This is a genomic window from Nitrospira sp. Vd2, assembly GCF_979581665.1.
Window position 1 is genome coordinate 141,236 of sequence record NZ_CEFZSK010000037.1, and the last position, 24,898, is coordinate 166,133.

The window sequence follows — 24,898 nt, forward strand, 5'->3', positions numbered from 1 at the left end:
CGTCCTGCCGGGCAACGGTTCGCGGGTCTACTTGACCTCCTTCGTCGTGATCGACCGACCATGTCCCGTCGGGCGTATAAGTAGCAACCTAAAGCCCGCACCCCCCCGACTCACCGTAACGCCCGATCCCGTTCCCGGCGGTGACACTCCATCCATCGTTGAGAGAGCCGCAGAGCCGGTCGCCGCGGTCGCTGCTCCTGTGGACCTTGCGAGGCATCAGTATGCCGACGAGCCGTAACGTCCCGGGCCGCGCACGGCCGTCTCGAGGTCCCGCGCACAAGCACCCGACGAGCATCCCACGCGCTGCAGGGCTTCTGCTGCTGGTGATCTCTACGGGCTGTAGCAGCCTGTGGGGAACGTCGGCTGACCAGGAGGGACCGCGAGCCATCCTTCCCACCGCCACCCCGTCCCTCACACAGCCGTCACCCACTTCTCAGGTCAACGATGAGGCAGCGCGGATCGTCGAAGACCGCGTGGTCGTCGCCGCACCGATCCCTCTCAGCCTCGATCGGCCGGCGACTTCACACGTCGCCGAACCACCTGATGTGCAGGTGGGCGATATTTTCTTCGAGTTCGACAGCGCACGCTTGACGGAGGAGAGCCAGCGCGCGCTACGCGACTATGCCGACTGGCTGGGCACGAATGAGATCGCCCCCGTCACGATCGAGGGCCATTGCGACGAACGGGGCACGGAAGCGTACAACTTGGCCCTGGGCGAACGTCGGGCCAACACCGTGAGAGCCTACCTCACGGCGTTAGGCCTCCCCGCCGCCCGGCTGCGGGTCGTGTCCTATGGTAAAGCCAGACCCTTCTGCACCGATCCGGATGAAACGTGCCATCGACTCAATCGACGGGCGCATCTGATCCTCAATCAACACGCCGTCACTGCCCACCATCCACAGGGAGGAAGCGATGCCCAGTAAACCCAAGCAGGGAAGAACATGCCCGATCTATCTGCGTCCGGTTCGCACCCGGATCCATCTGGATGAAAAAATCATCGCATGGCAAGCCCTGGATGAGCAGGGCCGGCTTCTCGCCACGGCTACGACGACGCTGCAACTCAAAGGGCAATTCCCTCCGGACACCCGTTTCATCGACGTCGAAGGGCTCTTGTCGCACTGACCGACCACTCGCGGCCCCTGTTCATCAGAGCCGCTCCTCTCGGCATCGCTCGTCGGTCGTCCCCTGGAGTTGACGCCCGACCGGCCCGCTGCCTTGCCTTTCGCCGCCGAGGGCGCGTACCTTCAGTAACAGATTCGAGGCCGTTATGGTGTCTCGTGCATCCCTTCCGCTCTCCGTCGTCTTGATCGGCACGGCCACGCTGACGCTCGCGCTCGGCCTGATCCTTCAAGCCGCCATGCCGACTTGGCGCGCCCATCACCCGCAACTTCACTCAGCCATCGAGGCGCTGGGGGGATTGTGCGCGATCGTCATGGCGCTCCTATTGTTCGCGCGGCGCGAGGACGGGATAGGCCAGCGTGCGAAGGCGCTTGGGGTCGGGTTTCTCTCGATGGGCGTGCTCGAGGAGTGCCATGCGATCGCGTCATCGACAAACGCCTTTGTCTTCTTGCGAAGCCTGGCGAGCTTTGTCGGCGGGGTCGGCTTCGCTTTGGTCTGGCTCCCGGCCTCGCGCCAGGCGTGGCTCAGAAGCCCCCGGCTGCCGTGGGTGATCGCGGTGGCCTCAAGTGTGGTGGGCGTCACGATCATCGCCGCGCCAGGGCACGTCCCTGAGATGCTTCGCCATGGCGAATTCTCTCCGACGGCCCTGGCGCCTACAAGCGTCGCGTCGATGCTCTTTCTCGCCACGGCGCTTCGCTTCGCCCTCGACTATCGCGAGTCCCGCTCCCCGGACGCGTATCTGTTTGCTTGTCTGGCGCTGTTGTTCGGGCTCGCCGAATTCATGTTCACCTATTCATTGTTGTGGGATGCGCGGTGGTGGTTCTGGCACTTCTTGCGGCTCTTCGCCTATCTGCTGGTGCTCGGTTATCTCATCCGCGGCTACCAACGCATGATGGCGGAGCTTCACGCGTCGCTCGCCCAGACGCGGGCGGCAGAAGAATCGGTGCGGCAACGCGAGCGGGACCTGCGCTTGGCCCTCGAAGAACGGGAGCGGATCGGGCAAGATCTCCACGACGGCATCATTCAGTCCTTGTTCGCCTTGAGCCTCAATCTGGAGCGGTGCAAGCGGTTGGTGACTGCGCAGCCGGCCGAAGTGGTCAAGCAGCTCGAATGGGCGCTGGTGAGCGTGAAGACGATGATCGGCGACCTGCGCGGCTACCTGATCGGCATGGAACCGCGGATCGTCGGCGGCCGTGAGCTCGAAGCGGCGCTCGCGTTACAGGCTCGCATGATGAATCATTCCTCCGGCCTTCAGTTTACCGTGCAGGTTGATCCGGAAGCGGCTGCGTTGATCGGGCCCGAGGAAGCCGTGCACCTGCTCTACATTGCGAGGGAGGCGATGAGTAATGCGCTTCGTCACGCGTGTGCGCGCCGGGGGACGGTGTCGCTTCAGTGCCACGACGGCGGCGTCCGTTTATGTATCGAGGATGACGGCATCGGCTTCGCAGTCGACGCACACCATGCCGGTGAGGGATTGCGGAACATCGCGTCTCGTGCGACGAAACTGCACGGCACGCTGACCGTCTTCTCTGAGCCGCGATCCGGAACGCGCATCGTCCTCGATCTCCCTGGGGCACGCGTCCATGGCTAAGAGCCCATCTGCGCCAATTCGGCTGTTGATGGTGGACGATCACGAAGTCCTCCGGCTGGGTCTCCGCACTCTGTTTTCGGAGGCCGGCGGCTTTCAGGTCGTGGCGGAGGCGGGCACGATGGCCGAAGCGATCGCCGAAGCGCGTCGAGTGACGCCCGACGTCGTCCTGATGGACGTCCGGCTCCCCGATGGGAGCGGCGTCGAGGCGTGCCGCGCGATCCGGACCGATCACCCATCCACCCGTGTTTTGTTTCTCACCTCGTATGCGGACGATGACGCCGTGGTCGCCACGATTCTCGCCGGCGCCCATGGATTTTTGCTCAAGGACGTGAGCAGCGAAGAGTTGCTTAAGGCCGTGAGAACGCTCGCCGCCGGCAAGTCGATCCTCGACCCCTCGGTGACCCAACGCGTCATGACGCGGCTCCAATCACTGGCCAGCGACACGGCGCCGCAAAAAACCGATGCCTTGTCCCCACAGGAGCAACGGGTACTGGCACTCGTGGCCGAAGGCAAAACGAACAAGGAGATTGCCGTCGCGCTGTCGCTCAGCGAGAAAACCGTCGGCAATTATCTCGCCAACGTCTTCCAAAAACTCCACGTGACGCGCCGCGCCCAAGCTGCCTCCTACTTCACGCGACATTACTCCCGCTGATATTTGGCGCGACAGGGTCTGCGGATCGAACCACCTGCGGGCCGTGGCCGGTAGGTTGTTCCACCCTCGGTTTCTGTCGCCAAGTAAGGGCATTCTCCTCTAGTGGATAGGGGAGAAATTGTTGCGATCCGCCGGGCACTCTCCTCTCACGCGCATTGGCCGTCGCCTTGTAGCCTGCACGTACAGTCGCTTTGAATATCCAACCAAGGAGGACGTCATGTCATCTCGCTCAATCCTGACCATCGCGGCCGTGGTCTCGTTCGTGTTCGCCTCGACGATCTCGCTGCCCGCCACGTGGGCGGAGCCGACCACCGGGAGTGAGAAGGTCAAAGTGCTATACCACGTGGACAGCAAAGATCCCGAGGTCGCGAAATACGCCTTGGCGCTGATCAACAAACACATCGACGCGGAAGGGGGCCCCGATAAGATCGATGTGGAACTGGTCGTCCACGGGCCGGCGCTCGAGCTGTTCGAGAAAGACAAGATGGACGCGGAGATGAAGAAGCGTTTCGAGCAGATCATCGACAAGGGCGTCCACGCCGAGATGTGCCAAGTCTCGATGAAGACCTATAACAAAACACTCGACAACCTTATCAAGGGCTTTGTGGCGACGCTCCATCCGGTCGCAGTCAAGCGCATCGCCGATCTCCAGCAGCAGGGTTACCTCTACATCAAACCGTAAGATCACGACGAGGCCTGTCATGTTGTGTTCAGGCGTGAAAAAGGTTGAGCGAGGAGAACGCTCCATCGCGGCCATGGTGCTCCTGGTCGCGGCCGTGCTGTCGATGGTCATGGCACTCGCCGCGCCGGGGTATGCCGGCTCGCGGCCGGCTCCCGAGTTCGAGATCGTGACATTCTCCGGCGAATCGTTCAGTCGCGAGTCGCTGAACGGCCACCCGGCGCTCCTCATCTTCTGGGCGCCGTGGTGCAAGGTCTGCCAACGGGAGTTGCCGCTGCTCGCCGCGTACTCCAAGAACGGGAAACCGGCGGACCTTCGCATGATTTCCATCGGGTTCGCCGACGTCAGAAGCAACGTCGAGGGGTTCGTCAAGGCTCGGCCCGAGACGTTCGTCTTTCCCACGGCCTATGACGAGGATCGCTGGGTCGCGCAGGCGTTCAAGATCACGGCGACGCCGACGTTCGTCGTGCTCGACCGGCACGGTGACGTCGCGCTCGTCCATCGCGGCGGCGGCCTCCTTGAGAGCGCGGAGTTTCAGACCTTCCTTGGAAGCCTGAAGGAATAGGATCAACGGGGCGGCCGGTACGCCGCCCCGTTTCATCGAAGGACGATAACATGACGAGTGCAATGAACACTCTGCCGCCGACCTCGCTCACCGCGGCATTTTTTGCCGGCCTGCTCTCGTTCATCTCGCCGTGCGTGCTGCCGTTGATTCCGTCCTATCTGAGTTATCTCACCGGTTTGTCGTTTCACGAACTGACCGAACCGACGGCGCAGCGGGCCAGCGTGAGGCCGAACATCCTGCTCCATGCCGTGGCGTTTGTCAGCGGCTTTGCCGTAGTCTTCATCGCCTTCGGCGCCTCGGCCAGTTACCTTGGCCAACTCCTCGCCGAGTATCAGCACATCATCCGGCAAGCGGGAGCCATCGTGATCGTGCTGTTCGGGCTTTACCTCCTGGGGTTCGTGAAGTTGGCCCCGCTGATGCGAGAACGACGCATCCATGTCAGTGCGAAACCGGCCGGCTATCTCGGCTCCAGTCTCATCGGGGCCACGTTCGCCGCCGGCTGGACACCATGCGTCGGCCCGATCCTGGGGACCATCCTGTTGTACGCCGGCACGACAGAGCGGCTCGCCGATGGCATGACGTTGCTCTTGTTCTACTCTGCCGGCCTCGGTCTGCCATTCATCTTGGTCTCATTGGGCCTCGCGCGATTCATCGCCTGCTATCAGCACGTCCGGGCGTATGGAGGAGTCGTCTCAACTGTGAGCGGCGCCGCATTGGTCGCCCTGGGCCTGATCATGTATCTGGATCGCCTGCCCTTGCTGACGGCCATCTTCGAGCGTTACGGGATCGGTTCCTACCTCGGGTTGGACGGGGGGTAGCCGGGAATCACAGCCCAAAAGGAGATCGCCAATGACCATCTACCGTGTGTTGGTCGGCGCCTTGCTCTCACTCACCGTTCTCCCGGTAAGCGTCTGTCTGGCTGCCGCCGATGCCGACACGCGCGTGACAATCCCCAGCCGCTATTCCGTGCCGGAGACGATCGAGCAAATCACGCGGGCCGTCGAGGCCAAGGGGATGAAGGTCTTCGCGCGCATCGACCACAGTGCCGAAGCGACCGCCGTCGGGCTTCACCTGCCCCCGACGATGCTCTTGATCTTCGGCAATCCCAAAGGCGGCACACCACTCATGCTCGCGCGCCCCACCGTCGCAATCGACCTCCCGATGAAAGCCTTGGCCTGGGAGGACGCCGACGGGAAGGTCTGGCTGACCTACAACACGAGTTCGCTGCTGTACCAGCGACACGGGCTCTCGCAAGACCTCACGCACCGTCTCGCGCCTGTTGAAGAAGTATTAGAACGAGCAGTGCGATAGCGCGGCGGCGCTAGAACAGCAGTTCCGTCGAGACATAGGCATAGGTCGAATCGCTTGCGCCGGTGTGGCCGGGCGCGTGAGTGGGAAATCCGCCGAACTTGAAGTAGGCGTAGCCGGCTTGAAAGGCGAGGTTGTCGGTGGGCGACCATCGCGCGCGCAGCTCGATAATTTGCCCGATGTAGGTGCCCGAGGCGCCGGTCGGATCTTGCAGCCCGCTCGTCACCCATTCCGCCCGCCCATCCGCCAGCCACGCGAACCGGTGTTGCACGTAGAACGAGAAATCCTCGGCCGGTTCAACCAATACGCGGTAGGCCGGCGAGATCAGATTGCTGCGCTGAAGAGGCCCGAAGATGCCGGTCGGCATCAGCTCGAAATTGCGGCGACCGTAGAGCGTGTCGAAGCCCTCACTGGCATAGTCGAAGCGGGCGAGCAGTTGCGGATGCCACGGACGATCGAACGTGTAGCCGACTTCGGCGTGCTGAAAATGGGCGAAATGGGCGTGAGTCACCGTTCGCTTGTCGAACGTAAAGCCCGCTCTCCGGGGAGGAAGAAGTCGCGCACCGCTGTGGTCCCGACTTCGTACGTCGACTCGATTTCATACTCGAACGTGCCGGTCCCTCCCGGCTTGAACAGTCGCATGCCGAGCATCGACAAGTCGCGTCCCGAGTTGGTGCTGCGATTCCCGAAATAGTGAAAGGCGGCATGCGCCCACGGCTGGGCACGCGTCTCGGCGTAGATGCCCCACAAGAGATCTTTGGACAGCACAGGGTCCATCGACGTCGCCAGCCGCCGGACGGGCTCGACGAAGAACGCGCGCACATGCCACCGGCGCTCATCGCCGATTCGCCAATGCACCCCGTCAAACGCATTGGTCGTGTTGCGAAAGTGATTGCGGCCGATCCACCGGCCTCGCCCCATGTCGAGATTGAGACGACCGACGTTGAAGAGCGTCGGCAAGCCGGTCCCCAAGAAATTGTCCGTCGCAAGATCCGCGTGCAATTGCAAAATGTCATGCTCATCCACCATCCGATTCGTGACCACCGATCCGGCATCATTCAGATGAATCCGCGAGTCTTGAAACTCGACGACGACGCGCAGCGGGTCCCAAATGTCTTTGATGCCGAACAGCACGCGAGTGCGCTGCGGCACCTGCTGGTCGCCGCCCGATTGGTCTTGCTGCCAAAAGTGGCTCAAGCTTTCGTAGCGGGTGCGCTGTTGAACCGCCAGGATCATCCACGACGGCAGCTTCAACCGGCGCTGCAAGTCGCCGACGTCCCCGCGTGACCGCCCCAGCACGTCGTCGTAAATCCCATACGTCTCATCGATGACCCCCATTCGGTATTCCACCCTGCGACGGCTGCCGGTCCTTGTCGGCTTCAGCGGCGACACCGGTCAGAGGCGCGCTCATCTCAAGGATGACGAGAAGCAGGATGAGGAGATCCGGCCACCTCCGCATACCCTACGATTGCACGGGCCGCGCGGAGATCAAGTGGAGCGCGACGTACCGGAATGGGAGGAGACCGAGAGCCGCTGTCAGGCAGTACTGACAGCGAACGCGATGGAGGCGTGCGACGACGCCTTGCTCGGAGTGTTGACACACGACGTGTCACGCCTCTTTGAGCTGTGCCGCCCCGATCACCGGCATCACGATCGCTCGTCGGTTGATCGGCTCTCGACGACGGTGTTATAGTCGCCGCCCATGGCTGTTGACACTGCAGCCAAAGCCTTGCTCATTGCGGTGACCGATGATCCTTCCGCCGCCGTCTACTCGATTAACAAGTTGAAGCCGGAGTTCCTCTGTTTCTTCGTCTCGCCGCCGGCGAAGACTTCACTCGAACATGAGGTCCAGCCGCACATCATTCAGATGCCGCGTCGCTGGGACTGCATCGTCGCGGAGCAGCCGGACCGGCTCATGTCGTCCTACCAGACCTTGAGCCGATCGCTTCCCGATCTGCTGGCGGCCTGGGACATCAGACCCGGCGAGCTGGTGGTCGATACCACCGGCGCGACTGCCGCCATGTCGGCGTCGCTGACACTCGCCTCCTTGCCGTTCTGCTCTCGAGTGGTGACCCTCGTGCCTCCCGGTGAGGCGGAGGATGGCGAAGCCATCGAGGTGGACGGGAAGACCCGGCGATGGGTGCAGGCGAATCTCTGGGATGAAGCGGCGGTTACGGCGCGACGTGAGGCGAGCGCGCTGTTCAACGGCGGCGCGTTTCGCGCGGCGGCGCTCGCGTTTCGGGACATCGAAGCGCGAGTAAGCGGGGGCCAGAAACCGCTGTACCGGGCTTTTGCCGATCTCGCCGAGGGCTATGGCGCGTGGGACCGTCTGCAACATCGGCCGGGCTGGGACAAACTGAAGACGGCGTACAAGGCGCTCGAGATGGCCTCCGTGTGGGGCGGGCCGGCGGGCCTAAAGGCCTTGCTCCCCAGCGTGAAGCAGAATGCGGCGTTTCTCGAAAAACTCGTGCTCGATCCTACTCCAGTGAAGGAGCCGGTTATTTATGATCTCATCTCCTACGCGCGCCGCCGGGCCGAACTAGATCATCACGCGGAGGCCGCGGTTGCCGCGGTGTTGCGGGCCCTGGAAGCTTTCGCGCAGTACCAGCTCTTCAAACACCACCGGATCAAGAGTTGGGACGTTCAACCCGAGCAGTTGCCGCAGGCGCTTCAGGAACCCTGCCGGACCTGCTTCCTGGACAACGTGGATGGCAAATACAAATTACCAATGGTGGCCCAGTTCCGCGCGCTCGCCGGACTGGGCGATGCGAGCGGCCAGGCGTATCTCACGCAATGGCCGAAGATGAAACCACTGCTCGACGCGGCACACGGCGGTCTCCTCGGTCATGGATTCGATCCGATCAAGCCGGAACGGTTTGCGCAACTGCTGGACATCGTCCTCAAAATCACCGGCGTGGCCGAAAGCGCCCTGCCCAAATTTCCCACACTGGCCCTGTAGCACAACAACGAGAGCCGCTCGCCTGAATGGATATTCGGATTTATTACGAAGACACCGACTGCGGTGGAGTCGTGTACTACGGGAACTACCTCAAATATTTCGAGCGCGGCCGGACGGAGTATTTGGAGACGCGCGGCATTTCCATTCGAGCCCTGCTCGACGAGGGAACGCAGTTTGTGGTGATCCACGCCGAACTCACATACCGGTCGCCGAGTCGCTACGGCGAGACGTTGCAGATCGACACGTGGATCTCGAAACGGACCAAGGCCAGTCTCACCATGAGCCACGTCATCAAGGAACGCGAGACCGGCCGTCTGGTGGTCGAAGGATCGGCGACGCTCGCCGCCGTGGACATCGAGGGCAGGCTCAAACGATTACCGGCGAGCCTCCTGGCATTACCGCTCGACTCAGCGGCGACGGCCGACGGGCAAGGCGTGAGGGCGGCTGAAGGCAAGGACGATCTCAATGGATAAACTCGGAACGTGGCTGGCGATCGCCGCAGTGGCCGTGGGATTTGTCGTGCTGGTCTGGCTGCTCTTTGCCGACACTCCACGCGACAAGAAGAAAAAGTGAAGGCCTCTGCCGAAGGGGTGCGGGTGGCCTCAAAGGACCCAGATACCTTGCCAGCAATCCGCCAGAGGCCATGGCTCAATCTCGCCTCGGGACACCGGTGCTTGGCGTCAACCTACCGAGGCGCGCCTCGCTGGTCACGATTCAGGAGCGCCGTTACGGCCTCTCCATTCACGTAGACATCCGCGACGACGCGGCCGTAGACATCCGTCGCCTTTCGGTCTACTCGAATGCTTCCTTGCCTCAGCACGTCGGCAAGCCGGCGCTTCGCCACGATCCCTTGCGGATCGGACAACTCCGGCGCGTTCACGCCTCGAATGCGAATTCGCTCCTGGCCATAGGCGAACGTATCGCCGTCGATCACGCGAATCGTACTGGGGTCCAGCGCAATGCTACGGGACCGCGGGATGGAAGAGAACGGCCGCAGCAGCACCGAGTGCCGAGAAGATGGCCAGGGATGCCTGATCCCGAACGTCGGCGTCGGTACAGACGCGGGCGAAGGGGATGGCAGGGCGGCCGCCGGCCGGAACGCCTGAACGGGCGCATGAGAACAGGGACGATTCATGCACTGGTGCCGCTTGCTCCAGCTCTCGGAAGGCAGCAGCGCCACCACTGCCACTGTTGCAAGCCATATCATCATCCGCACATCGCTGCCCTTCATCGGACAACCTCCCAAACCGTGACGCCGTCACTGAAAGAGCACTGCAAGAGCCGTGCGCGTCGCGGCATTGACAAGCGGAAAAAGCGCGTGCTGAAATGACGGCCATCGCCAGTGATGTAGACGCTGAGTTTTTACGAAGGGGGCCGTTATGGATATGTTCGGACGGGTCGGGCTCGTGGAAATTCCCGTGCTCATTGCGCCCGACCAAAAAGCGTGGTTGGACCGCATGATCAGCGAGGGCAAGATTGCCATTCCCCCGGGCGGAACCTTGGAAAAGGGATCGCTCTACTCGATGTTCATCCGCATGTTGCTGCACAATGCGATGGAGGAGCAGCGGCGGCAGGAAGCGTTGGAAGCCGAGGACGAGGACGAATAGGATGAGGCGAGACGAAACGGAGCGTATCTCTGTAGTCGTTAGCCGTATCGAGGCGGATACGAACTATCTCCGGAGCGACCGAAAGACGACGTGCGCGGCTTTCACCGTGGTTGAAATGTGGGCGGCCGTATGGGCCATCGAAAGAAACGCGGCCTCGAACTGAGAAGGGGCGAAGTAGACGCCGCGATCGAGCATCGCGTGAAAGAACTCGCTGTAGAGCGCCGTGTCCGACTGCTTCGCCGTGGCATAATCGACGACCGGCCCTTTCGTGAAAAAGGCTCCCAGCATCGACCCCACGCGTGTTTGCGTGAGTGGGATATCGGCCGCTCTCGCCGCCTCCCCTAGTCCCTCCGCCAACGTCTTGGCCCGATCTTCCAAGGTGCGATAGACGCCACGCGCCTTCAACCGCGTGAGCGTTTCGATGCCGGCCGTCACCGCGAGCGGATTGCCGGAGAGCGTGCCCGCTTGATAGACCGGGCCGGCCGGGGCGACGAGCTGCATCAATTCCTTCGCACCGCCATAGGCGCCCACCGGAAGCCCGCCGCCGATAATCTTGCCCAGACAAGTCAGATCAGGTTGCACCCCGTAGAGGGCCTGCGCGCCACCGTAACGCACCCGAAAGCCCGTGATCACTTCGTCGAAGATCAGCACGATCCCGTGCTGCCTCGTCAATTCGCGCAAGCTCGCCAAAAAGTCTTGACCGGGCGGAACGACGCCCATGTTGCCGGCAACCGGTTCGACGATGATGCACGCGAGCTTGCCGCCTTCCCGCTTCACGATCTCCTGGGTCGTCCGCAAATCGTTATACGGCGCCGTGAGGGTATGCCGCGTGAAATCAGCCGGCACGCCGGGCGAGTCCGGCAATCCGAGCGTCACGACGCCCGAGCCGGCCTTGGCCAACAGGTAATCGGAGTGCCCGTGATAGCACCCGTCGAATTTCAGAACGCCATCCCGCTTCGTAAATGCACGCGCGACCCGGATCGCGCTCATGACGGCCTCCGTCCCTGAACTGACCAAGCGTACTTGCTGCATCGAGGGGATCGCCTCGGTAATCATCGCCGCGAGCCGGACCTCCAACTCGGTCGGTGCCCCGTAGCTGGTGCCGTTCGCCGCGGCGCGTTTGAGCGCTTGGACGACCGGCGGCGCGGCATGCCCGAGGATCATCGATCCCCACGAGAGCACATAGTCGATGAACCGGTTGCCATCGACGTCGTACAGCATGGCGCCCTTCGCGCGTTTGATAAAGAGCGGATGGCCGCCGACCGAGCGGAAGGCACGGACGGGACTGTTGACGCCGCCGGGGATGAGACGCTGGGCTTGTTCGAAGAGCCGGTGTGAGCGGGTCGTCTTCATGAAGGGCGCCACGCTAACACGGCAGGTTCGAAACGGTCAAGATTCGGGAGAGCGCTCACTAAAACTGACGGGCCGTACATTTCCGGATACAGCCGAGGTCCAATTGGATACGAGCGGGCATGGAGCAGATCAGGCCCCGCTTTCCAGCATCTTGAAATTCCTCGCCCAAGCCGGCGGTGATCGTCGGCCCCCCTTTTGCTGGCTCTGCTTCAGGAACACCGGCTTGGTGCGCCTTCATCATCTTGCTTTTTCCGATGGGCCGGTTACAGTAGCGCGTCTCGCGAAGGAGGAACCATGCGACATGTCGACAAAGTCATTGTCACGAATGTGTCCGCCCTGCGAGCCAAGTATGGCCGCGGCTATCGCTCCATCGAGAACGCGATCAAGGCGCTGATCGCCGCCGACAAATACCGCGGTCTCGACACAAAACTCGTCCCCCTCGACAGCGCCCGGGCGATGAGGAGCTTGAAGGCGCCGCGCGTGACCACGCCGGGCGACTGCCGGGCAAACAAGGCGGCGATCGATGCCGTCTTTCGCTCGCTCACACCGGACTATCTGCTGATCCTCGGGGCGATCGACGTGGTCCCCCATCAGAACCTCAAGAATCCGGCCTATTCCGGAGCGGACGGCGGCCCGGATCGAACTGCGGAAGGCGATCTGCCGTATGCCTGTGAGGCGCCCTTTGGCACTGATCCGGCTGATTTCCGCGGGCCGACCCACGTCGTCGGTCGCCTCCCGGATCTGACCGGCAGTCAGGATCCCGGCTATCTCGTCGCACTGCTGGCGACCGCGGCCTCATATAAGATGCTGGCCCGTGACGATTACAGCGCGTACTTCGGCGTCAGCGCCGCCGTCTGGAAGAAGTCCACGGCGCTCAGCGCGCTAAATACGTTCGGCAACGCCGCGTCGCTGCAACTCGCGCCCCCGAAAGGGTACGAGTGGCCGGCCTCGTTGCTCACGCGGCGGACCCATTTCATCAACTGCCATGGCGCCGAGGTCGATCCCTTCTTCTACGGCCAACGTGGCAAGGATTATCCGCAAGCCCACTCCGCCGCTTACCTCGACAAACGAATCATGGAAGGGACGGTCGTCGCGGCGGAGTGTTGCTACGGCGCGCAGCTCTACAATCCGGCGCGCGCGCTAGGCCAGATAGGCATCGCGAACACGTACCTCGCCAACAAGGCGTACGGGTACTTTGGGAGCACGACCATTGCATATGGCCCGAGCGAGGGGAATGGTTCCGCCGATTTGATCTGCCAATTTTTTCTCCAGCAGGTGCTCAACGGCGCCTCCTTGGGCCGCGCCGCGCTCGAAGCACGGCAGCGGTTCGTCCAATCCGCAAATCTGATGGAGCCGACCGATCTGAAGACGCTCGCTCAATTCAACCTGCTGGGCGACCCGTCCATCCATCCCGTACAGCCGGCGTATCACGCCTTGAGCCGGACGAAAGCGTTTGCCACCGCGTTCCCCGGCCTTCATCCACTCCCGCTCGCCCGTGGGCTCCGACGCGACCGCTTGATGAAAAATGGACTGGCGCTGGCGGCCACGGTCTCCGCCGCGAAAAGAAAGCGCGGCCTGACTCCTCCCAGGCATGTGAAGCGCGTACTCACGGAGGCAGGGCGGGAATCGGGGGTCGGCGCCCTCCGGTTCGTGTCGTTTGGAGTCCACGACCCCGCTCCCTCTCGCTACCGCAAAACCGCCATGGGCGGCGTCCAGCCGCACGTCCACGTTGCGGTCGGGGTACGGAGGACCGCACATCCGAAGTTGGTGAACCGTATGATCGTCTCCGCCGTGGTCGAAGACGGAAGGATCATCCGATTACGCCGCTTGCACAGTCGGTGATCCGGTGGTCCGGGGACGGGTGGTGAAGAAACGATACGGAGCGGGAACGAAAAGCGAACACGAGGCTGTCATGCTTGCGACCGATGCCGGCGAATTCAAGCTGCGCCGGCAGGGCGGGAATCCGTTCGTCGATCCTTTGCTCGATCAACTCGTCGGCAAAACCATCTGCTGCAACGGCATCATCGAAGGCACGACGTTCATCATGACGAGCTGGACCGTTGAGGATTAATGCCGGCGGCGCAGAGAGCGTTTCCCAGACCGTTCCGATGAGGCCCCGTTCGCACTCACTGCCGCGGCGGGAATCAGCCAGTCGCGGCGGCGCTTCCTCAGTCGCTCACTGACGGTGAGGAGAACATGAAACGGGATTTCGGGGCGGACGTCCTGATCCGTCGCCCATACCTTCCCTGCCTCCTCGAGGATCGTGATGAACTGGCGATACTCCTCGTCATGATTGGCCAATACCTGCTCGGCGTCGGTCACGATGAATAGATAGCCGGGCGCCGGCAGCCAATAGAGGTCGGTGAGACACTCTTCAAACGCATCCCAATTCTTGCCGAAGTACGAAGGAAACTCGAGCACCCGCGCGAACTCGCCCATGAGCCCGCACTTCGTGCGGCACTTCTTACCCTGGAAGAGACGAACCGCGAACCCGGCCGGCGCCTCAACGACCTCTTCGTGCGTCTGGCCGTCCTTGAGCACGAGCAGCTGGACGTACGGCGGGTGCATGGAACGAAAATGGTCTTTGAGCGTCATCTGCGCCTCAATTCATCGGAATAAACGTCCCGTAGTGGTCGCCGGTGTAGTAGGCCTTGCCACTGCGCGTTTCAATCACGATCCTCTCGGGCCCACGGCCGATTCCTTCACCTCGGGGGTTCACATCATATTCGCGGTACTCGCCGGGCGGGAGTCTCCGCTCACGATTGTGGAAGGGCCGGGCGCCGACATAGCCGGGCAGCGGTTTACCGTGCCGCTGTTGAATCGCCTCGAGCACGACCCTCGCCTGCTCAGGGACGAGCGCGTGATCGTGGCCGTGAGCAGGCGTGCCGGCCGCAGTCTGATCCGGAAGTGTCGCGGTGCCAGCGTGAGCCGGCAGCCCAAGGGCGACGTGTAGGAGAAGCGCCGCGCAGGTCCAAGCCAGATGGCTCACATGCACCTCGTGATCAGCAGGCTGTTGAAAAACAATAGGCGGACGCCAGAAGCAACAATGCTTCACGGTGCAACATGAACAGAAATATCGCAGGATGTTCAAAAAGGCTGTCCATTTCACCGCTCGCCCCAGGCGCGCCAAGACGTGCCCTTCCCGGCCAAGGCCGCAGCGAGGCGCACGGCGTCGCGGATAAGCGACGCCATGTTTGTGCGCGCCGGCGAGATGGTGAGCCGGCCGTGTCTTGGGGCAAGGCGTACTCTGGTCGTACGTTGAGCCTCCGAGCCATGCGAGGTGCGCGAGGCGAGGAATAACTCGCCTCACGTTTGCGTACGGGCGCGAGATGTGAGCGCCCAGTGTCTTGAGGCTGGCGGCCTTTTTCAACATCCTGTCAGGCCAAAAACCGCCGCGACGGTACCATGCCGTCACCTTAAGGGCAAGCCGACGAGCGCGCGTTGCCACCCCTTGACCCCTCTGTTAGAATGCGCCACGCTTCTGTGAGTCGCGCCGGAATGCGAAAAGCAAAAATTGTCTGTACGATCGGCCCGGCGACCCACTCGCCCGCCATGCTCGATCAACTGATCGCGCACGGGATGAATGCGGCACGCCTGAATTTCTCCCACGGCTCCTCGGATTCGCACGCTGCCGCTGTCCAAGCGGTGCGCGATGCCGCCGCCAGGCAGCAGGCGCCGGTGGCCATCATTCAAGATCTGCAAGGACCGCGGATTCGCGTGGGCGTCCTGCCCGCGGATCGTTTGGCCGTAGTCCCGCACCAACTCGTCACGCTCATCCCGGAGAACACCCGGTCATCGCGGGGCACTTCCGGCTTTTCGATTCCGGTCACTTATTCGGACTTGGCTCGTGATGTCAAACGCGGGGCACGCATTCTCATCGACGACGGATTGATCGAGCTACAAGCGGTGCGCATCGCGGGCGAAGCGGTCGAATGCGAAGTGGTGACCGGCGGCCTGATCGGCTCGCACAAAGGACTCAATCTGCCTGGCACGCGGATCAGCGCCCCGACCTTGACGGACAAGGACCTCGAAGATCTCCGGTTTGGCCTCAAGCATCATATCGATTATGTCGCCTTATCGTTTGTCCGGGGCCCAGAGGATATTCGCGCCGCCCGGCGGGTGATGTCCGAGTTCGGCGGCGAGGTGCCGATCATCGCGAAGATCGAACGGCCCGAGGCGGTGGAACATTTGGAAGCCCTGTTGGAGCAGGCCGACGGAATCATGATTGCGCGCGGCGACCTGGGCGTCGAAATGGGGCCGGAAGCCGTGCCGGTCCTGCAAAAGCGCATGATCACCGAGGCGAATCGCCGGCGGCGCTTGGTCATCACGGCGACGCAGATGCTCGAATCGATGACGCACAACCCGCGACCGACGCGGGCGGAAGCGTCCGATGTGGCGAACGCCGTGTTCGACGGCACCGATGCCGTTATGCTCTCCGCCGAAACCGCTGTTGGCCGCTATCCCATCGAAGCCGTGCAGGTGATGGACCGGATCATTCGGGCGGCCGAGGAGGGCAAGGAGCCCGGCTTGATTCGGCGCGCGGAACCGTCCCCGGACCCCGTCGGCTTTTCCGAAGCAATCTGCGCCGCCGCCTCTTCGGCCGCCGCATCGACGAAGGCCGGCGCCTTGGTCGCCTTCAGTCAATCAGGGGTCACCATTCGCCTGCTCTCCAAGCAGCGTCCCGGCCCCCCCATCATCGCCATTACCCCGTTCGAGCCGATTCGCCATCGCATGGCGCTCTACTGGGGCGTGCGCCCCTACCGGATGCCGCTGATCACGGATACCGACGCGCGGCTCCGGGAAGTCGAGCAGCGGTTGAAGGACGAAGGACTCGTAAAAACCGGCGATCGGCTCGTGATCGTCTCCGGCGCGCTCGTCGGTCAGCGGGGCGGGACGAATCTCATGAAACTTCACGAAGTCGGGTAACGAGGGCGAGGCGGCGCACTGCCGCCGCGCTGCGGCCTATCCCGTCGTCGACGGGCAGCGCCCCGCATGGCGACGGCCTTCGCCCACACCGTCTCACCACCGGAGCTGGCGAGAAAGGAAATGGAGATGGGGAGACCTCTGTTGGCATTTCTTTTCTGCCTCGCGATCATCATGCTCGAAGGCGATCTCTTCGCTCAGACGGGATCCTTGACGAAGGACCCGACGAAGCTGATTCGAAAATATTTGGAGCTGGACATGAAGGGGGCGCGGCTCAACTCCTTGACGTTCGAGGCGCAGCGGCCGTACGTCGCCTGGCAGGAGGAGCCGGTGTGGGGACAGATCGTCGTCGTCGCGGGGTATGAGATCGCCGATCGTCTGGACCAGTGGCGCGTGATCAACAATGTCGACGTGATCATCCCCGTCCGCTTCGTGATTTTGGGCTCGGTCTATCTGGAGCAGGCGACCTTCCATGCCGATCCCCACGTCGAGACGGTGGAGTTCCATGTGAAAGCCATGACGGGCCTGTGGCGGATCGTCGAGCCGATGCTCCCACCGCACATCGGCCACAAGCGGATCATCAATTTCATCCGCCAATCGGTGATCGAAGAACGCGATCCTGCACGGGCGGCCATGTTGACCGCGCTTCGCGAGGAGGTCGCGCGCGCCAAGGCGCCGGAAGCGGCAGCCCACGCGCCCGACGAGAGCCTGCCGGCGTTGCCCTCGTTTGGGCCGTCACGCTGAACGCGCCCACCTTCCCTCGTTCCCGCTACCGACTTTGGTATAATCGGCCGATGCACGCGGTGGACCTCCTCATCTTCGACCTCGACGGCACGCTGATCGAATCCAAATGGGATATCGCCAAGGCGGTCAATCTCACGCTCGGTGAGATGGGTCTCCCGCCGCGTCCTGAAGAAGAGATCTTCAGTTTCGTCGGAGACGGGGTCAAACGCTTGCTTCGCCTCTCGGTGGGCAAGGAGAATCTCGATCACTATGAGGAGGCGCTCCGCATCTTTCGCCGTCACTACCTGACCCACTGCTTGGACTGCACGAAATTCTATCCGGGGATCGAGCCGGTCTTGACGCATTTTGAAAAGAAGGCGAAGGCCGTGGCGACCAACAAGTCGCTGGAATATACGATGAAGATTCTCGACGGCCTGGGCCGCCACCACTTCGCGTATGTGGTGGGAGGTGACAACGGGTTCGGGCTCAAGCCGGAGCCGGGCATGCTCCTTCACATTCTCGAACAACTGGGCGTCGAGAAGAACCGCGCCGTGCTGATCGGCGACAGCACGAACGATATCAACGGCGCGCACAACGCCGGCATCAAGGTGTGCGCAGTCGGCTACGGCATGGGGAACCGCGAGCGGATGCTCGCATGCCGGCCAGATTGGTTCATCGAACGTCCCGAAGACCTCATGGATCTATTCACATGACACGGCTCTACGCTCGATCGATACGGCTTCTCCTCTTGGTTGTGTTCACCGTCGCGGCCGGCGCCGACGTTCAATCCGCGCCGCCGCCCGGCTCGACGTCAGCGGGACTCGCCGAGCGCGTCATCGAGCATCGGTTGAAGAACGGCTTGACCGTGCTGCTCGTCGAGCGTCACCAGAGCCCGGTCGTGAGCATCAACGTAACGTTCGGCGTCGGAGGCATCAACGAGCACAATGGGATCACCGGGATCGCGCATCTCTATGAGCACATGGCCTTCAAAGGTACGCGGACACTCGGGACCAAAGACTACGAGCGGGAGCGCCCGCTGCTCGAAGAACTGGACCGCCTTCAGCGGGGGATCGAACAGGTGCGTGAGGAACTGCGCGCGAGCGGCCAAGACGAAGCGGCATCGGTCAAGCTCAAAGAACTTCGCCAAGCATTTCAGGAGACACAGGAACGCGCGGGGCAATTCGTCATTGGAAACGAGCTGGCGATGTTGTATCAGCGGCACGGCGGCGTGGGGCTGAATGCGTCGACGGGGAAAGACATCACGCGGTACACCGTGAGCCTCCCGGCCAATCGATTGCCGCTGTGGGCGGTGGTGGAATCCGACCGGATGGCGAATCCCGTCCTCCGGGAGTTCTACAAGGAACGCGACGTGGTGCTCGAGGAGCGGCGACTCCGGACCGACGACAGCGCGCAGGGGCTGCTCTTCGAAACCTTCGCGGCCACGGCCTTCGTCGCGCACCCGTATGGCTTCCCGACCATCGGCTGGGCCTCGGACATTCAATCCTTGACGCCCTCGGTGACGGAAGACTTCTTCAAGACCTACTACAGCCCGGCAAACGCCGTCATTGCGATCGTGGGCGATATCAACCCACCGGACGTCATTGCACTGATCGAGCGGACGTTCGGCGCCATTCCCTCGCACACTCGGCCGCCCCGTGTCACGACGGTGGAACCTCCTCAGCGCGGGGAGCGTCGGGTCGAAGTCGAGTTTGACGCAGAGCCGGTCGTGCTGATCGGCTATCACAAACCGGCGATCGGTCACCCGGACGATTATGTCTTCGACGTGATCGATTCGATTCTGTCGGAGGGGCAAACGTCGCGGCTGTACCAACGGTTGGTCCGCGAGAAGCGGCTTGCGGCGTCCATCGACACGCAAGCGGCTTATCCCGGCGTGCAGGCCCCGCACCTGTTCGTGATTTCTGCGACGCCCCTGTCGCCCCATACGGCGCGCGAGGTCGAAGAGGCGATCACCGAAGAGTTGGACCGGTTGAAGACCGAGCCGGTGACGGCGGAGGAATTGGAAAAGGTGTTGAACAATCTCGATGCCGAATTGCTCCGGTCGTTGCGATCGAACAGCGGCTTGGCCGGACAACTCGCCTACTTTCAAACCGTCGCGAAGGACTGGCGGTACTTGCTGAAGGCGCGCGAGCGGATCGCGACCGTCACACCGGCCGATATTCAACGGGTGGCGGCCGAGTACCTGGTGAAATCGAACCGAACGGTCGCGACGCTGGTGCGCCCGGCGCCGACCGCCAAGACCGCCGCCGCCACACCACCGAGGATGACACCATGACACGCGTGCTATTGAAGCGAACGGACCGCAACGTACCAATCTTCTTCATTGCCATGCTCATGGTGTTCGTCGCGCACGCGGGAGACTCTTTGGTTCCCGCCGCTGCCCTCGATCTTGCGAGCCTCCCGACCGATCCTCGGCTCATGAAGTTCGCCGCCGTGGACTTCCACCCACCCGAACCGGAGCGGCTCGTGTTCGACAACGGTCTCGTCGTCCTGCTGCTCGAGGACCACGAACTGCCGCTCGTGTCATTGACCGCCACCGTGCGAACGGGCAGTTGGCTCGATCCTGCCGAGAAGGTCGGCCTCGCTGGCTTGACAGGGATGACCATGCGGACTGGCGGCACGCAACGGACGGCCGCGGCCGAATTGGATCACGAACTTGAACGGCTCGCCGCAAACCTCTCAGTCTCCATCGGTGTCGAATCCGGCGTGGCGACCCTCGATCTGTTGAAGAAAGATCTGGACCGGGGGCTCATCATCTTTGCCGATGTGCTTCGACGGCCGGCATTCGAGCCGGGCCGCGTGGAACTGGCGAAGCTCCAGGCGAGAGAGTCGATCCGGCGACGCTACGATCAGCCACAGGGCATCGCCTCCCGTGAGTTTGCGAAGCTGCTGTATGGGCCGAACCACCCGTTGGCGCGTGAAAGCACGATGGCCTCCATCGCACGGATCACTCGGGACGATCTCGTCGCGTTCCATGCGGCGACGTTCCATCCAAATGGCATCATCGTCGGTGTCACCGGCGACTTCGATAAAGCGGAGCTGCTCGCAAAGCTGCGTGATCTGTTCGGCGATTGGCGGCGCGGGCCGGCCATGACGACGGCCATTCCAGTACCGGAAACCAACGAGACGTCGGCCGTCCGATTTATCGCGAAAACGACCTCGCAAACGCACCTGCGGGCCGGCCACCTGTCTTTGAAAGAAACGGACCCGGATTATCCGGCACTCGTGCTGCTCAACGACATTCTCGGGGGCGGCTCCTTCCGCAGTCGATTGTTTCAGGACGTGCGCACGAAGCAAGGGTTGGCGTACTCGGTCAGTAGTGTGTTGCGGGCGGGCATCTATGCGCCGGGTGTCTGGAGCATGCGCACGGAGACGAAAAGCGCCTCGACCCGTCAGGTCATCGCGACGCTCGTGGCGAACTTGGAGCGGTTGCGGGAGCAGCCGGTGAGCGATGACGAGTTGGAGGAAGCCAAGGCCGCGTTCATCAATTCGTTCATCTTCTCCTTCAGCAGCTCGGCCAGCATCCTAAATCGACGGATCGAGCTGGAGTACGACGGCCTGCCCAAGGACTTCCTGCAGCAACTCCGTGACAAGGTCATGGCGCTGACGAAGGAGCAACTGCTCGAGGTGGCGCGCCGCCACCTTCACCCCAACCGGCTCAAGATCCTCGCGGTCGGACCGGCGGAGACCGCCGGCGTGCTGGCGACGTTCGGCGAGGTGAAGGAAATAAAACTCGAACCGGAAAGCTGACGAGCATGGCCGGTCGTCCGCGATGCCGCATCGACATTCGTCACGGCAGCCTCTTCGATGTCCAGGCCGCGGCCGCCGTGAACCCGGCAAACAGTCTCGGCGCCATGGCCGGCGGGGTGGCCGGTGCGCTGAAGCGGGTCGCAGGCCAGGCAGTCGAAGACGAAGCCCGCCGACACGCCCCGATTCCGGTCGGCCAGGCCATTGTCACCTCGGGCGGGCGATCCCGCTTTCCGGCGATCATCCACGCTCCAACCATGCCGTCCCCCGGGAATGGCGATCCCCGTCGATCACGTGCGCTTGGCGATTCGAGCGGCCTTGCAGATAGCCGAGGCCAACGGGTTCGACTCCCTTGCCATCCCCGGCATGGGGACCGGCGTGGGAGGCGTACCACCGGCGGAGGCGGCAGCCGCGATGATCGAGGAGATTCACGCGTTCGATGCTCACCCGCCTGCGTTGCGTCACCCTGATTGACATCGATACCGGATTGGTTGAAGCATGGCGTCAAGTAGCCGACCACACCGCTTCCTCCTAGAACCGCTCTATGCCGCTCGAAGATGAGTTTCCGGACATTGTAAAAAAAGCCAGGACGGGCCAGGGCCTTTCATTGGAGGCTTGTGCGGCTGCCTGCAAGGTACCCGTGCCGGTCCTGCAGTCCTTGGAAAGCGGGCGGATCGTTCCCACGCGCGCACAAGCGGAGGACATCGCGCGCGCCTTGCACCTCTCGTCGCAGCCGCTCGTCGATATCGCGGCGGGCACCTGGCATCCTCGACCGAGCACGACGCCACACATTGAAACCGTGCTCGGTGATATCGATGGCTATCCGGTAAAAGGATATGTGCTGTACGATGAAGGTGAGGCGGTGTTCGTCGATACGGCGTATCGGGCGGTCGCGATGCTCGAGACGCTCGCGCATCTTGGCGCACGGCTCACAGCTGTGTGCCTCACGCACGGCCATGCGGATCACGCCGATGGTCTGGACGCCATCTTAAAGGTATGGCCCGTGCCGGTGTATCTCGGACCGGAGGATGAGCGTTTACTCGCCTGGCATCCCCCCCGGAGCTTGCTCCGGCGACCGATCGATGGTGATTTTCTCCAGGTGGGGCGACAGCGGCTCCGTTTCATGACAACGCCAGGACATACGCCCGGTGGGACGTGCTACCTCGTCGAGACGTTGGACCCGCTCGTCTGTTTCGTGGGTGATACTGTGTTCGCCGGATCCATCGGTCGATCCAACCCGTCCAGCCTCTATCCGGCGCATCTCGAGTCGGTGCGCCGACGAGTGCTCGCGCTTCCACCTTCCACCGTTCTGCTGCCCGGCCACGGCCCGGCGACGACGGTCGCAGAAGAGATCGAGCACAATCCCTTTGCCGGCGGCCGCACCTGAGCGCAATGGACCACCAATCACCCATGTCTCGGCGCGACGACGCGGTGGAATTGCCATCCTGGTCGCCGCCGGTCGGCGAGCCGGTCGCCGCCGTGCGGCCGCGCTCGAAGTTTTCCGATGTCGTGCTGCCCATGCTGCTGTTTGGCGGCACCGCCTTCACCACCCTTTGGGCCGGGGCATACGGCACGAACAACGATCTGTTCGTCGGTCCCTGGCAGTTTCTCATCTCGCAGCCCTCGGCCCTCTGGAAAGGCGTTCCCTTCGCTGCGACACTCCTCGGGATTCTTGTGACGCATGAACTGGGACATTATGTACTGTCGAAGATCCATCGCGTGCCGGCCTCCCTGCCTCTCTTTATTCCGGGGCCTCCTCATTTCATCGGCACATTCGGGGCGATCATCCGGATGCGCGGGCCGATTCTAAATCGTCGGGCGCTCTTCGACATCGGCGTCGCCGGACCCATCGCAGGATTTGTCGTTGCCGTGGTCGCCTTGCTCGTCGGATTGAGTCGTTCGACGCTCACGCTGGACGTCGATGCCTACGGGATTCGGTTCGGACCATCGACCCTTGTCTCGTTCTTTGCGTGGCTCTTTTTCGGTCCGATCCCACCGGGCTACGTCATCAGCTTCCATCCGATTGCCGACGCCGCCTGGTTCGGACTCTTCGTGACGTCCCTGAACTTGATTCCGATCGGGCAATTGGATGGGGGCCACGTCGCCTATGCCTTATGGGGCACACGGCAGCGGTCGATTGCCCTCGCGGTCGTGCCGATTCTGCTGTTCCTTGGTTTCGTCGGCTGGCCGGGGTGGTTCCTATGGGCGGGATTGGCGGGAATACTCGGACTCGCTCACCCGCCGGTGCTCGATCCCGAAACGGTGCTCGGACGCACGCGTGTCTTGATCGGGTGGGCGGCACTGGTCATTTTCCTACTCACCTTCGCGCCGATCCCATTTTCGATTCATTGAGAACGCGCGGTTACTTTACCCTTTCTTGCGGGATCGAGCCGTAATACTGCTCGACGCACTCCGGGCACAGACCATGGGTGAACTGTGCCTCCGAATGTTGTTGGAGATACGACTCGAGCACGTCCCAGTAGCCTTGGTCGTTCCGGATTTTTTTGCACGCCGCGCAGATGGGAATGAGCCCTTCCAGCGTCTTGATTCGCTCTTCGGCCCGCTTGCGCAACACCACGACCAGCGCCACACCCCAAATCAGTGCGATGGTCAGCACGCGATTCAGCAAACCGATCCACGCGAGGCCCGCCGGCGACCAGACGTACCCAATGAGCGTGAGCGCCGTCGAGGCACCGGCGATGACGAATGTATGGACGCGGGAGGGAAGCCACAGCGAAAGCACCACTGGAACAACGTACAAGACACCGACCGCGACGCCCAGCGGGAGGAAAAGATCGAGCGCGCAGATCGCTGCACCGGCCGCAAGAACAGCAACCACCAGCCAGCCGGTGTGAGCTTGGGCGCGCATACGTCCATCTTAGTCATGATTGGCACGACTGGGCAAACCACTCCCCGCGCACAATGCGGCACCAGGCCCGCGCTTGCTCTTGCCTTCTTTCGTTATTCGCGGCGGGAGATGCTGATGGCGACGGCATGGACGGGGGGCGGCGGCTCGCTCCGAAGCGGTTCGCCATACGGCGTGACAAAACGCCCGAACCGATTCGGCACTTGAATCTCTGCGCGGACTGTAACCTTGTCTCCCTCTGTTACTTCGGGCGGCCGGATCACCGGGCGGCCACAGATGCCGAGGACCGCGACATCGAGCATCGCCTCCCCGTCGTCATCCTCCAGCGCAAAGGTATAGGCACCATAGCAGGCATTCCCAGAGGGCAAGAAATACGGGTCCAAGACCTGAACATGCGCAACCACACCGTCAATTCGCACCTGACGCAGGTGAAAGAGGTCAGGGTCGGCCACGATGTCACGGATGGAAACCGGGTCATCGGCGCAGGCGCCGCCGACCCCGGCTAGGCACGGGAGTACGAATACAAGGACGAGAAGAAGAGATGGATATGACGAGATGGGGAGGAGTCTACCCGGGCTGCCGACATGTCTAGTCGAAAGCGCCACTCGTGTCCTTCCCTTAAGTTACGCTGCTGCCCCTTTGAGGGACAATACGAAGGACGGCTTCAGCGGTCAAGCGCTTTTCCACCATCGGGCGCTTCCGGCCAGCGCGGCTGCACCGCAATGTCCCACAGAGGAAGGCGGCCGCATTGCGAGAACCCCGACCACTTCTGGCTCAGATTCCGTACT

At 62.6% G+C, this 24,898-nt stretch carries 31 protein-coding genes and 1 pseudogene; 23 read left to right on the forward strand and 9 right to left on the reverse strand.

Going from position 1 to position 24,898, the window contains the following annotated elements; all coding sequences use genetic code 11:
• Positions 1-221 precede the first annotated feature (221 nt).
• The 8 genes from AC1U7K_RS14130 (at position 222) to AC1U7K_RS14165 (ending at position 5,917) form a co-directional block, all read left to right on the forward strand.
• Positions 222-923 carry an OmpA family protein gene (locus AC1U7K_RS14130; protein ID WP_480252089.1) on the forward strand — a complete coding sequence of 234 codons (702 nt, stop codon included), beginning with the start codon at positions 222-224 and terminating at the stop codon, positions 921-923.
• Positions 913-1,122 (forward strand): hypothetical protein, encoded by a 210-nt coding sequence (locus AC1U7K_RS14135; RefSeq protein WP_480252091.1) that lies wholly within the window; start codon positions 913-915, stop codon positions 1,120-1,122. Before AC1U7K_RS14130 ends, AC1U7K_RS14135 begins: the two co-directional genes overlap by 11 nt.
• Positions 1,123-1,267: 145 nt before the next feature.
• Positions 1,268-2,710, forward strand: coding sequence for a sensor histidine kinase (locus AC1U7K_RS14140; RefSeq protein WP_480252092.1), 1,443 nt, complete (start codon positions 1,268-1,270; stop codon positions 2,708-2,710).
• The gene (locus tag AC1U7K_RS14145) at positions 2,703-3,362 is read left to right on the forward strand and encodes a response regulator (protein ID WP_480252094.1); all 660 of its coding nucleotides are present in this window, start codon (positions 2,703-2,705) and stop codon (positions 3,360-3,362) included. Before AC1U7K_RS14140 ends, AC1U7K_RS14145 begins: the two co-directional genes overlap by 8 nt.
• 217 nt (positions 3,363-3,579) lie before the next feature.
• A complete protein-coding gene (locus tag AC1U7K_RS14150; RefSeq protein ID WP_480252095.1) occupies positions 3,580-4,044 on the forward strand; it encodes a DsrE family protein in 465 nt (154 codons plus the stop codon).
• Positions 4,045-4,063: 19 nt separating this feature from the next.
• Positions 4,064-4,606, forward strand: coding sequence for a TlpA family protein disulfide reductase (locus tag AC1U7K_RS14155; RefSeq protein WP_480252097.1), 543 nt, complete (start codon positions 4,064-4,066; stop codon positions 4,604-4,606).
• Between the two features lie 50 nt (positions 4,607-4,656).
• The gene (locus AC1U7K_RS14160) at positions 4,657-5,424 is read left to right on the forward strand and encodes a cytochrome c biogenesis CcdA family protein (protein WP_480252098.1); all 768 of its coding nucleotides are present in this window, start codon (positions 4,657-4,659) and stop codon (positions 5,422-5,424) included.
• Between the two features lie 31 nt (positions 5,425-5,455).
• Entirely contained in the window at positions 5,456-5,917 is a 462-nt protein-coding gene (locus tag AC1U7K_RS14165; protein WP_480252099.1) for a DUF302 domain-containing protein, read from the forward strand.
• 10 nt (positions 5,918-5,927) lie between these two features.
• On the opposite strand, the gene AC1U7K_RS14170 is transcribed toward AC1U7K_RS14165, so the two are convergent.
• Both AC1U7K_RS14170 and AC1U7K_RS14175 read right to left on the reverse strand, forming a co-directional pair.
• The gene (locus tag AC1U7K_RS14170) at positions 5,928-6,425 is read right to left on the reverse strand and encodes an alginate export family protein (protein ID WP_480252101.1); all 498 of its coding nucleotides are present in this window, start codon (positions 6,423-6,425) and stop codon (positions 5,928-5,930) included.
• Positions 6,422-7,252, reverse strand: coding sequence for an alginate export family protein (locus AC1U7K_RS14175; RefSeq protein WP_480252102.1), 831 nt, complete (start codon positions 7,250-7,252; stop codon positions 6,422-6,424). Before AC1U7K_RS14175 ends, AC1U7K_RS14170 begins: the two co-directional genes overlap by 4 nt.
• Here AC1U7K_RS14175 and AC1U7K_RS14180 point away from each other — a divergent pair.
• The 3 genes from AC1U7K_RS14180 to AC1U7K_RS14190 are packed head-to-tail and all read left to right on the forward strand — an operon-like array spanning position 7,242 to position 9,346.
• The gene (locus AC1U7K_RS14180; protein WP_480252103.1) at positions 7,242-7,607 is read left to right on the forward strand and encodes a hypothetical protein; all 366 of its coding nucleotides are present in this window, start codon (positions 7,242-7,244) and stop codon (positions 7,605-7,607) included. The two genes, AC1U7K_RS14175 and AC1U7K_RS14180, sit on opposite strands and share 11 nt — an antisense overlap.
• A 9-nt stretch (positions 7,608-7,616) precedes the next feature.
• The gene (locus AC1U7K_RS14185; protein WP_480252104.1) at positions 7,617-8,873 is read left to right on the forward strand and encodes a TIGR02710 family CRISPR-associated CARF protein; all 1,257 of its coding nucleotides are present in this window, start codon (positions 7,617-7,619) and stop codon (positions 8,871-8,873) included.
• A gap of 26 nt (positions 8,874-8,899) precedes the next feature.
• Positions 8,900-9,346: an acyl-CoA thioesterase gene (locus tag AC1U7K_RS14190; protein WP_480252106.1), complete on the forward strand. Its 447-nt coding sequence runs from the start codon at positions 8,900-8,902 to the stop codon at positions 9,344-9,346.
• Between the two features lie 212 nt (positions 9,347-9,558).
• Here the strand turns inward: AC1U7K_RS14190 and AC1U7K_RS14195 are convergent, their stop codons facing one another.
• Complete coding sequence (locus tag AC1U7K_RS14195) at positions 9,559-10,104, reverse strand: thermonuclease family protein (protein WP_480252107.1); 546 nt, start codon at positions 10,102-10,104, stop codon at positions 9,559-9,561.
• Between the two features lie 148 nt (positions 10,105-10,252).
• On the opposite strand from AC1U7K_RS14195, the gene AC1U7K_RS14200 reads away from it, so the two are divergent.
• Positions 10,253-10,480, forward strand: a complete 228-nt coding sequence (locus AC1U7K_RS14200; protein WP_480252109.1) for a hypothetical protein — start codon at positions 10,253-10,255, stop codon at positions 10,478-10,480.
• Positions 10,481-10,543: 63 nt separating this feature from the next.
• Here AC1U7K_RS14200 and hemL read toward each other — a convergent pair whose 3' ends face one another.
• Positions 10,544-11,833 carry a glutamate-1-semialdehyde 2,1-aminomutase gene (gene hemL / locus AC1U7K_RS14205; RefSeq protein ID WP_480252110.1) on the reverse strand — a complete coding sequence of 430 codons (1,290 nt, stop codon included), beginning with the start codon at positions 11,831-11,833 and terminating at the stop codon, positions 10,544-10,546.
• 58 nt (positions 11,834-11,891) lie between these two features.
• Entirely contained in the window at positions 11,892-12,074 is a 183-nt protein-coding gene (locus tag AC1U7K_RS14210; protein WP_480252111.1) for a hypothetical protein, read from the reverse strand.
• Between the two features lie 53 nt (positions 12,075-12,127).
• On the opposite strand from AC1U7K_RS14210, the gene AC1U7K_RS14215 reads away from it, so the two are divergent.
• Both AC1U7K_RS14215 and AC1U7K_RS14220 read left to right on the forward strand, forming a co-directional pair.
• The gene (locus AC1U7K_RS14215) at positions 12,128-13,675 is read left to right on the forward strand and encodes a hypothetical protein (protein WP_480252113.1); all 1,548 of its coding nucleotides are present in this window, start codon (positions 12,128-12,130) and stop codon (positions 13,673-13,675) included.
• 70 nt (positions 13,676-13,745) lie between these two features.
• Positions 13,746-13,904, forward strand: a complete 159-nt coding sequence (locus tag AC1U7K_RS14220; protein ID WP_480252114.1) for a hypothetical protein — start codon at positions 13,746-13,748, stop codon at positions 13,902-13,904.
• On the opposite strand, the gene AC1U7K_RS14225 is transcribed toward AC1U7K_RS14220, so the two are convergent.
• Positions 13,901-14,428 (reverse strand): barstar family protein, encoded by a 528-nt coding sequence (locus AC1U7K_RS14225; RefSeq protein ID WP_480252115.1) that lies wholly within the window; start codon positions 14,426-14,428, stop codon positions 13,901-13,903. The two genes, AC1U7K_RS14220 and AC1U7K_RS14225, sit on opposite strands and share 4 nt — an antisense overlap.
• 7 nt (positions 14,429-14,435) lie before the next feature.
• Positions 14,436-14,822, reverse strand: a complete 387-nt coding sequence (locus AC1U7K_RS14230) for a guanyl-specific ribonuclease (protein WP_480252117.1) — start codon at positions 14,820-14,822, stop codon at positions 14,436-14,438.
• 509 nt (positions 14,823-15,331) lie between these two features.
• On the opposite strand from AC1U7K_RS14230, the gene pyk reads away from it, so the two are divergent.
• The 9 genes and pseudogenes from pyk (at position 15,332) to AC1U7K_RS14275 (ending at position 23,596) form a co-directional block, all read left to right on the forward strand.
• Positions 15,332-16,759: a pyruvate kinase gene (gene pyk / locus AC1U7K_RS14235; protein ID WP_480252118.1), complete on the forward strand. Its 1,428-nt coding sequence runs from the start codon at positions 15,332-15,334 to the stop codon at positions 16,757-16,759.
• A 126-nt stretch (positions 16,760-16,885) separates the two neighbouring features.
• A complete protein-coding gene (locus AC1U7K_RS14240) occupies positions 16,886-17,500 on the forward strand; it encodes a hypothetical protein (protein ID WP_480252119.1) in 615 nt (204 codons plus the stop codon).
• Positions 17,501-17,550: 50 nt separating this feature from the next.
• On the forward strand, positions 17,551-18,192 hold the full coding sequence (locus AC1U7K_RS14245) for an HAD family hydrolase (RefSeq protein ID WP_480252121.1): 642 nt from the start codon (positions 17,551-17,553) through the stop codon (positions 18,190-18,192).
• Positions 18,189-19,772 carry a M16 family metallopeptidase gene (locus AC1U7K_RS14250; RefSeq protein WP_480252122.1) on the forward strand — a complete coding sequence of 528 codons (1,584 nt, stop codon included), beginning with the start codon at positions 18,189-18,191 and terminating at the stop codon, positions 19,770-19,772. The genes AC1U7K_RS14245 and AC1U7K_RS14250 overlap by 4 nt, the downstream gene beginning before the upstream one ends.
• Complete coding sequence (locus AC1U7K_RS14255) at positions 19,769-21,247, forward strand: M16 family metallopeptidase (protein WP_480252123.1); 1,479 nt, start codon at positions 19,769-19,771, stop codon at positions 21,245-21,247. Before AC1U7K_RS14250 ends, AC1U7K_RS14255 begins: the two co-directional genes overlap by 4 nt.
• Positions 21,248-21,351: 104 nt before the next feature.
• A pseudogene (locus AC1U7K_RS14260) lies at positions 21,352-21,459 on the forward strand (macro domain-containing protein); the annotation flags it as partial.
• A 58-nt stretch (positions 21,460-21,517) separates the two neighbouring features.
• On the forward strand, positions 21,518-21,718 hold the full coding sequence (locus AC1U7K_RS14265; RefSeq protein WP_480252124.1) for a macro domain-containing protein: 201 nt from the start codon (positions 21,518-21,520) through the stop codon (positions 21,716-21,718).
• A 70-nt stretch (positions 21,719-21,788) separates the two neighbouring features.
• Complete coding sequence (locus tag AC1U7K_RS14270; protein ID WP_480252125.1) at positions 21,789-22,631, forward strand: MBL fold metallo-hydrolase; 843 nt, start codon at positions 21,789-21,791, stop codon at positions 22,629-22,631.
• Between the two features lie 23 nt (positions 22,632-22,654).
• Complete coding sequence (locus tag AC1U7K_RS14275; RefSeq protein WP_480252127.1) at positions 22,655-23,596, forward strand: site-2 protease family protein; 942 nt, start codon at positions 22,655-22,657, stop codon at positions 23,594-23,596.
• Positions 23,597-23,606: 10 nt separating this feature from the next.
• On the opposite strand, the gene AC1U7K_RS14280 is transcribed toward AC1U7K_RS14275, so the two are convergent.
• Together AC1U7K_RS14280 and AC1U7K_RS14285 are read right to left on the reverse strand one after the other, a co-directional pair.
• Positions 23,607-24,113 carry a hypothetical protein gene (locus tag AC1U7K_RS14280; protein ID WP_480252128.1) on the reverse strand — a complete coding sequence of 169 codons (507 nt, stop codon included), beginning with the start codon at positions 24,111-24,113 and terminating at the stop codon, positions 23,607-23,609.
• Between the two features lie 92 nt (positions 24,114-24,205).
• Positions 24,206-24,562, reverse strand: coding sequence for a hypothetical protein (locus tag AC1U7K_RS14285; protein ID WP_480252130.1), 357 nt, complete (start codon positions 24,560-24,562; stop codon positions 24,206-24,208).
• Between the last annotated feature and the right edge of the window lie 336 nt (positions 24,563-24,898).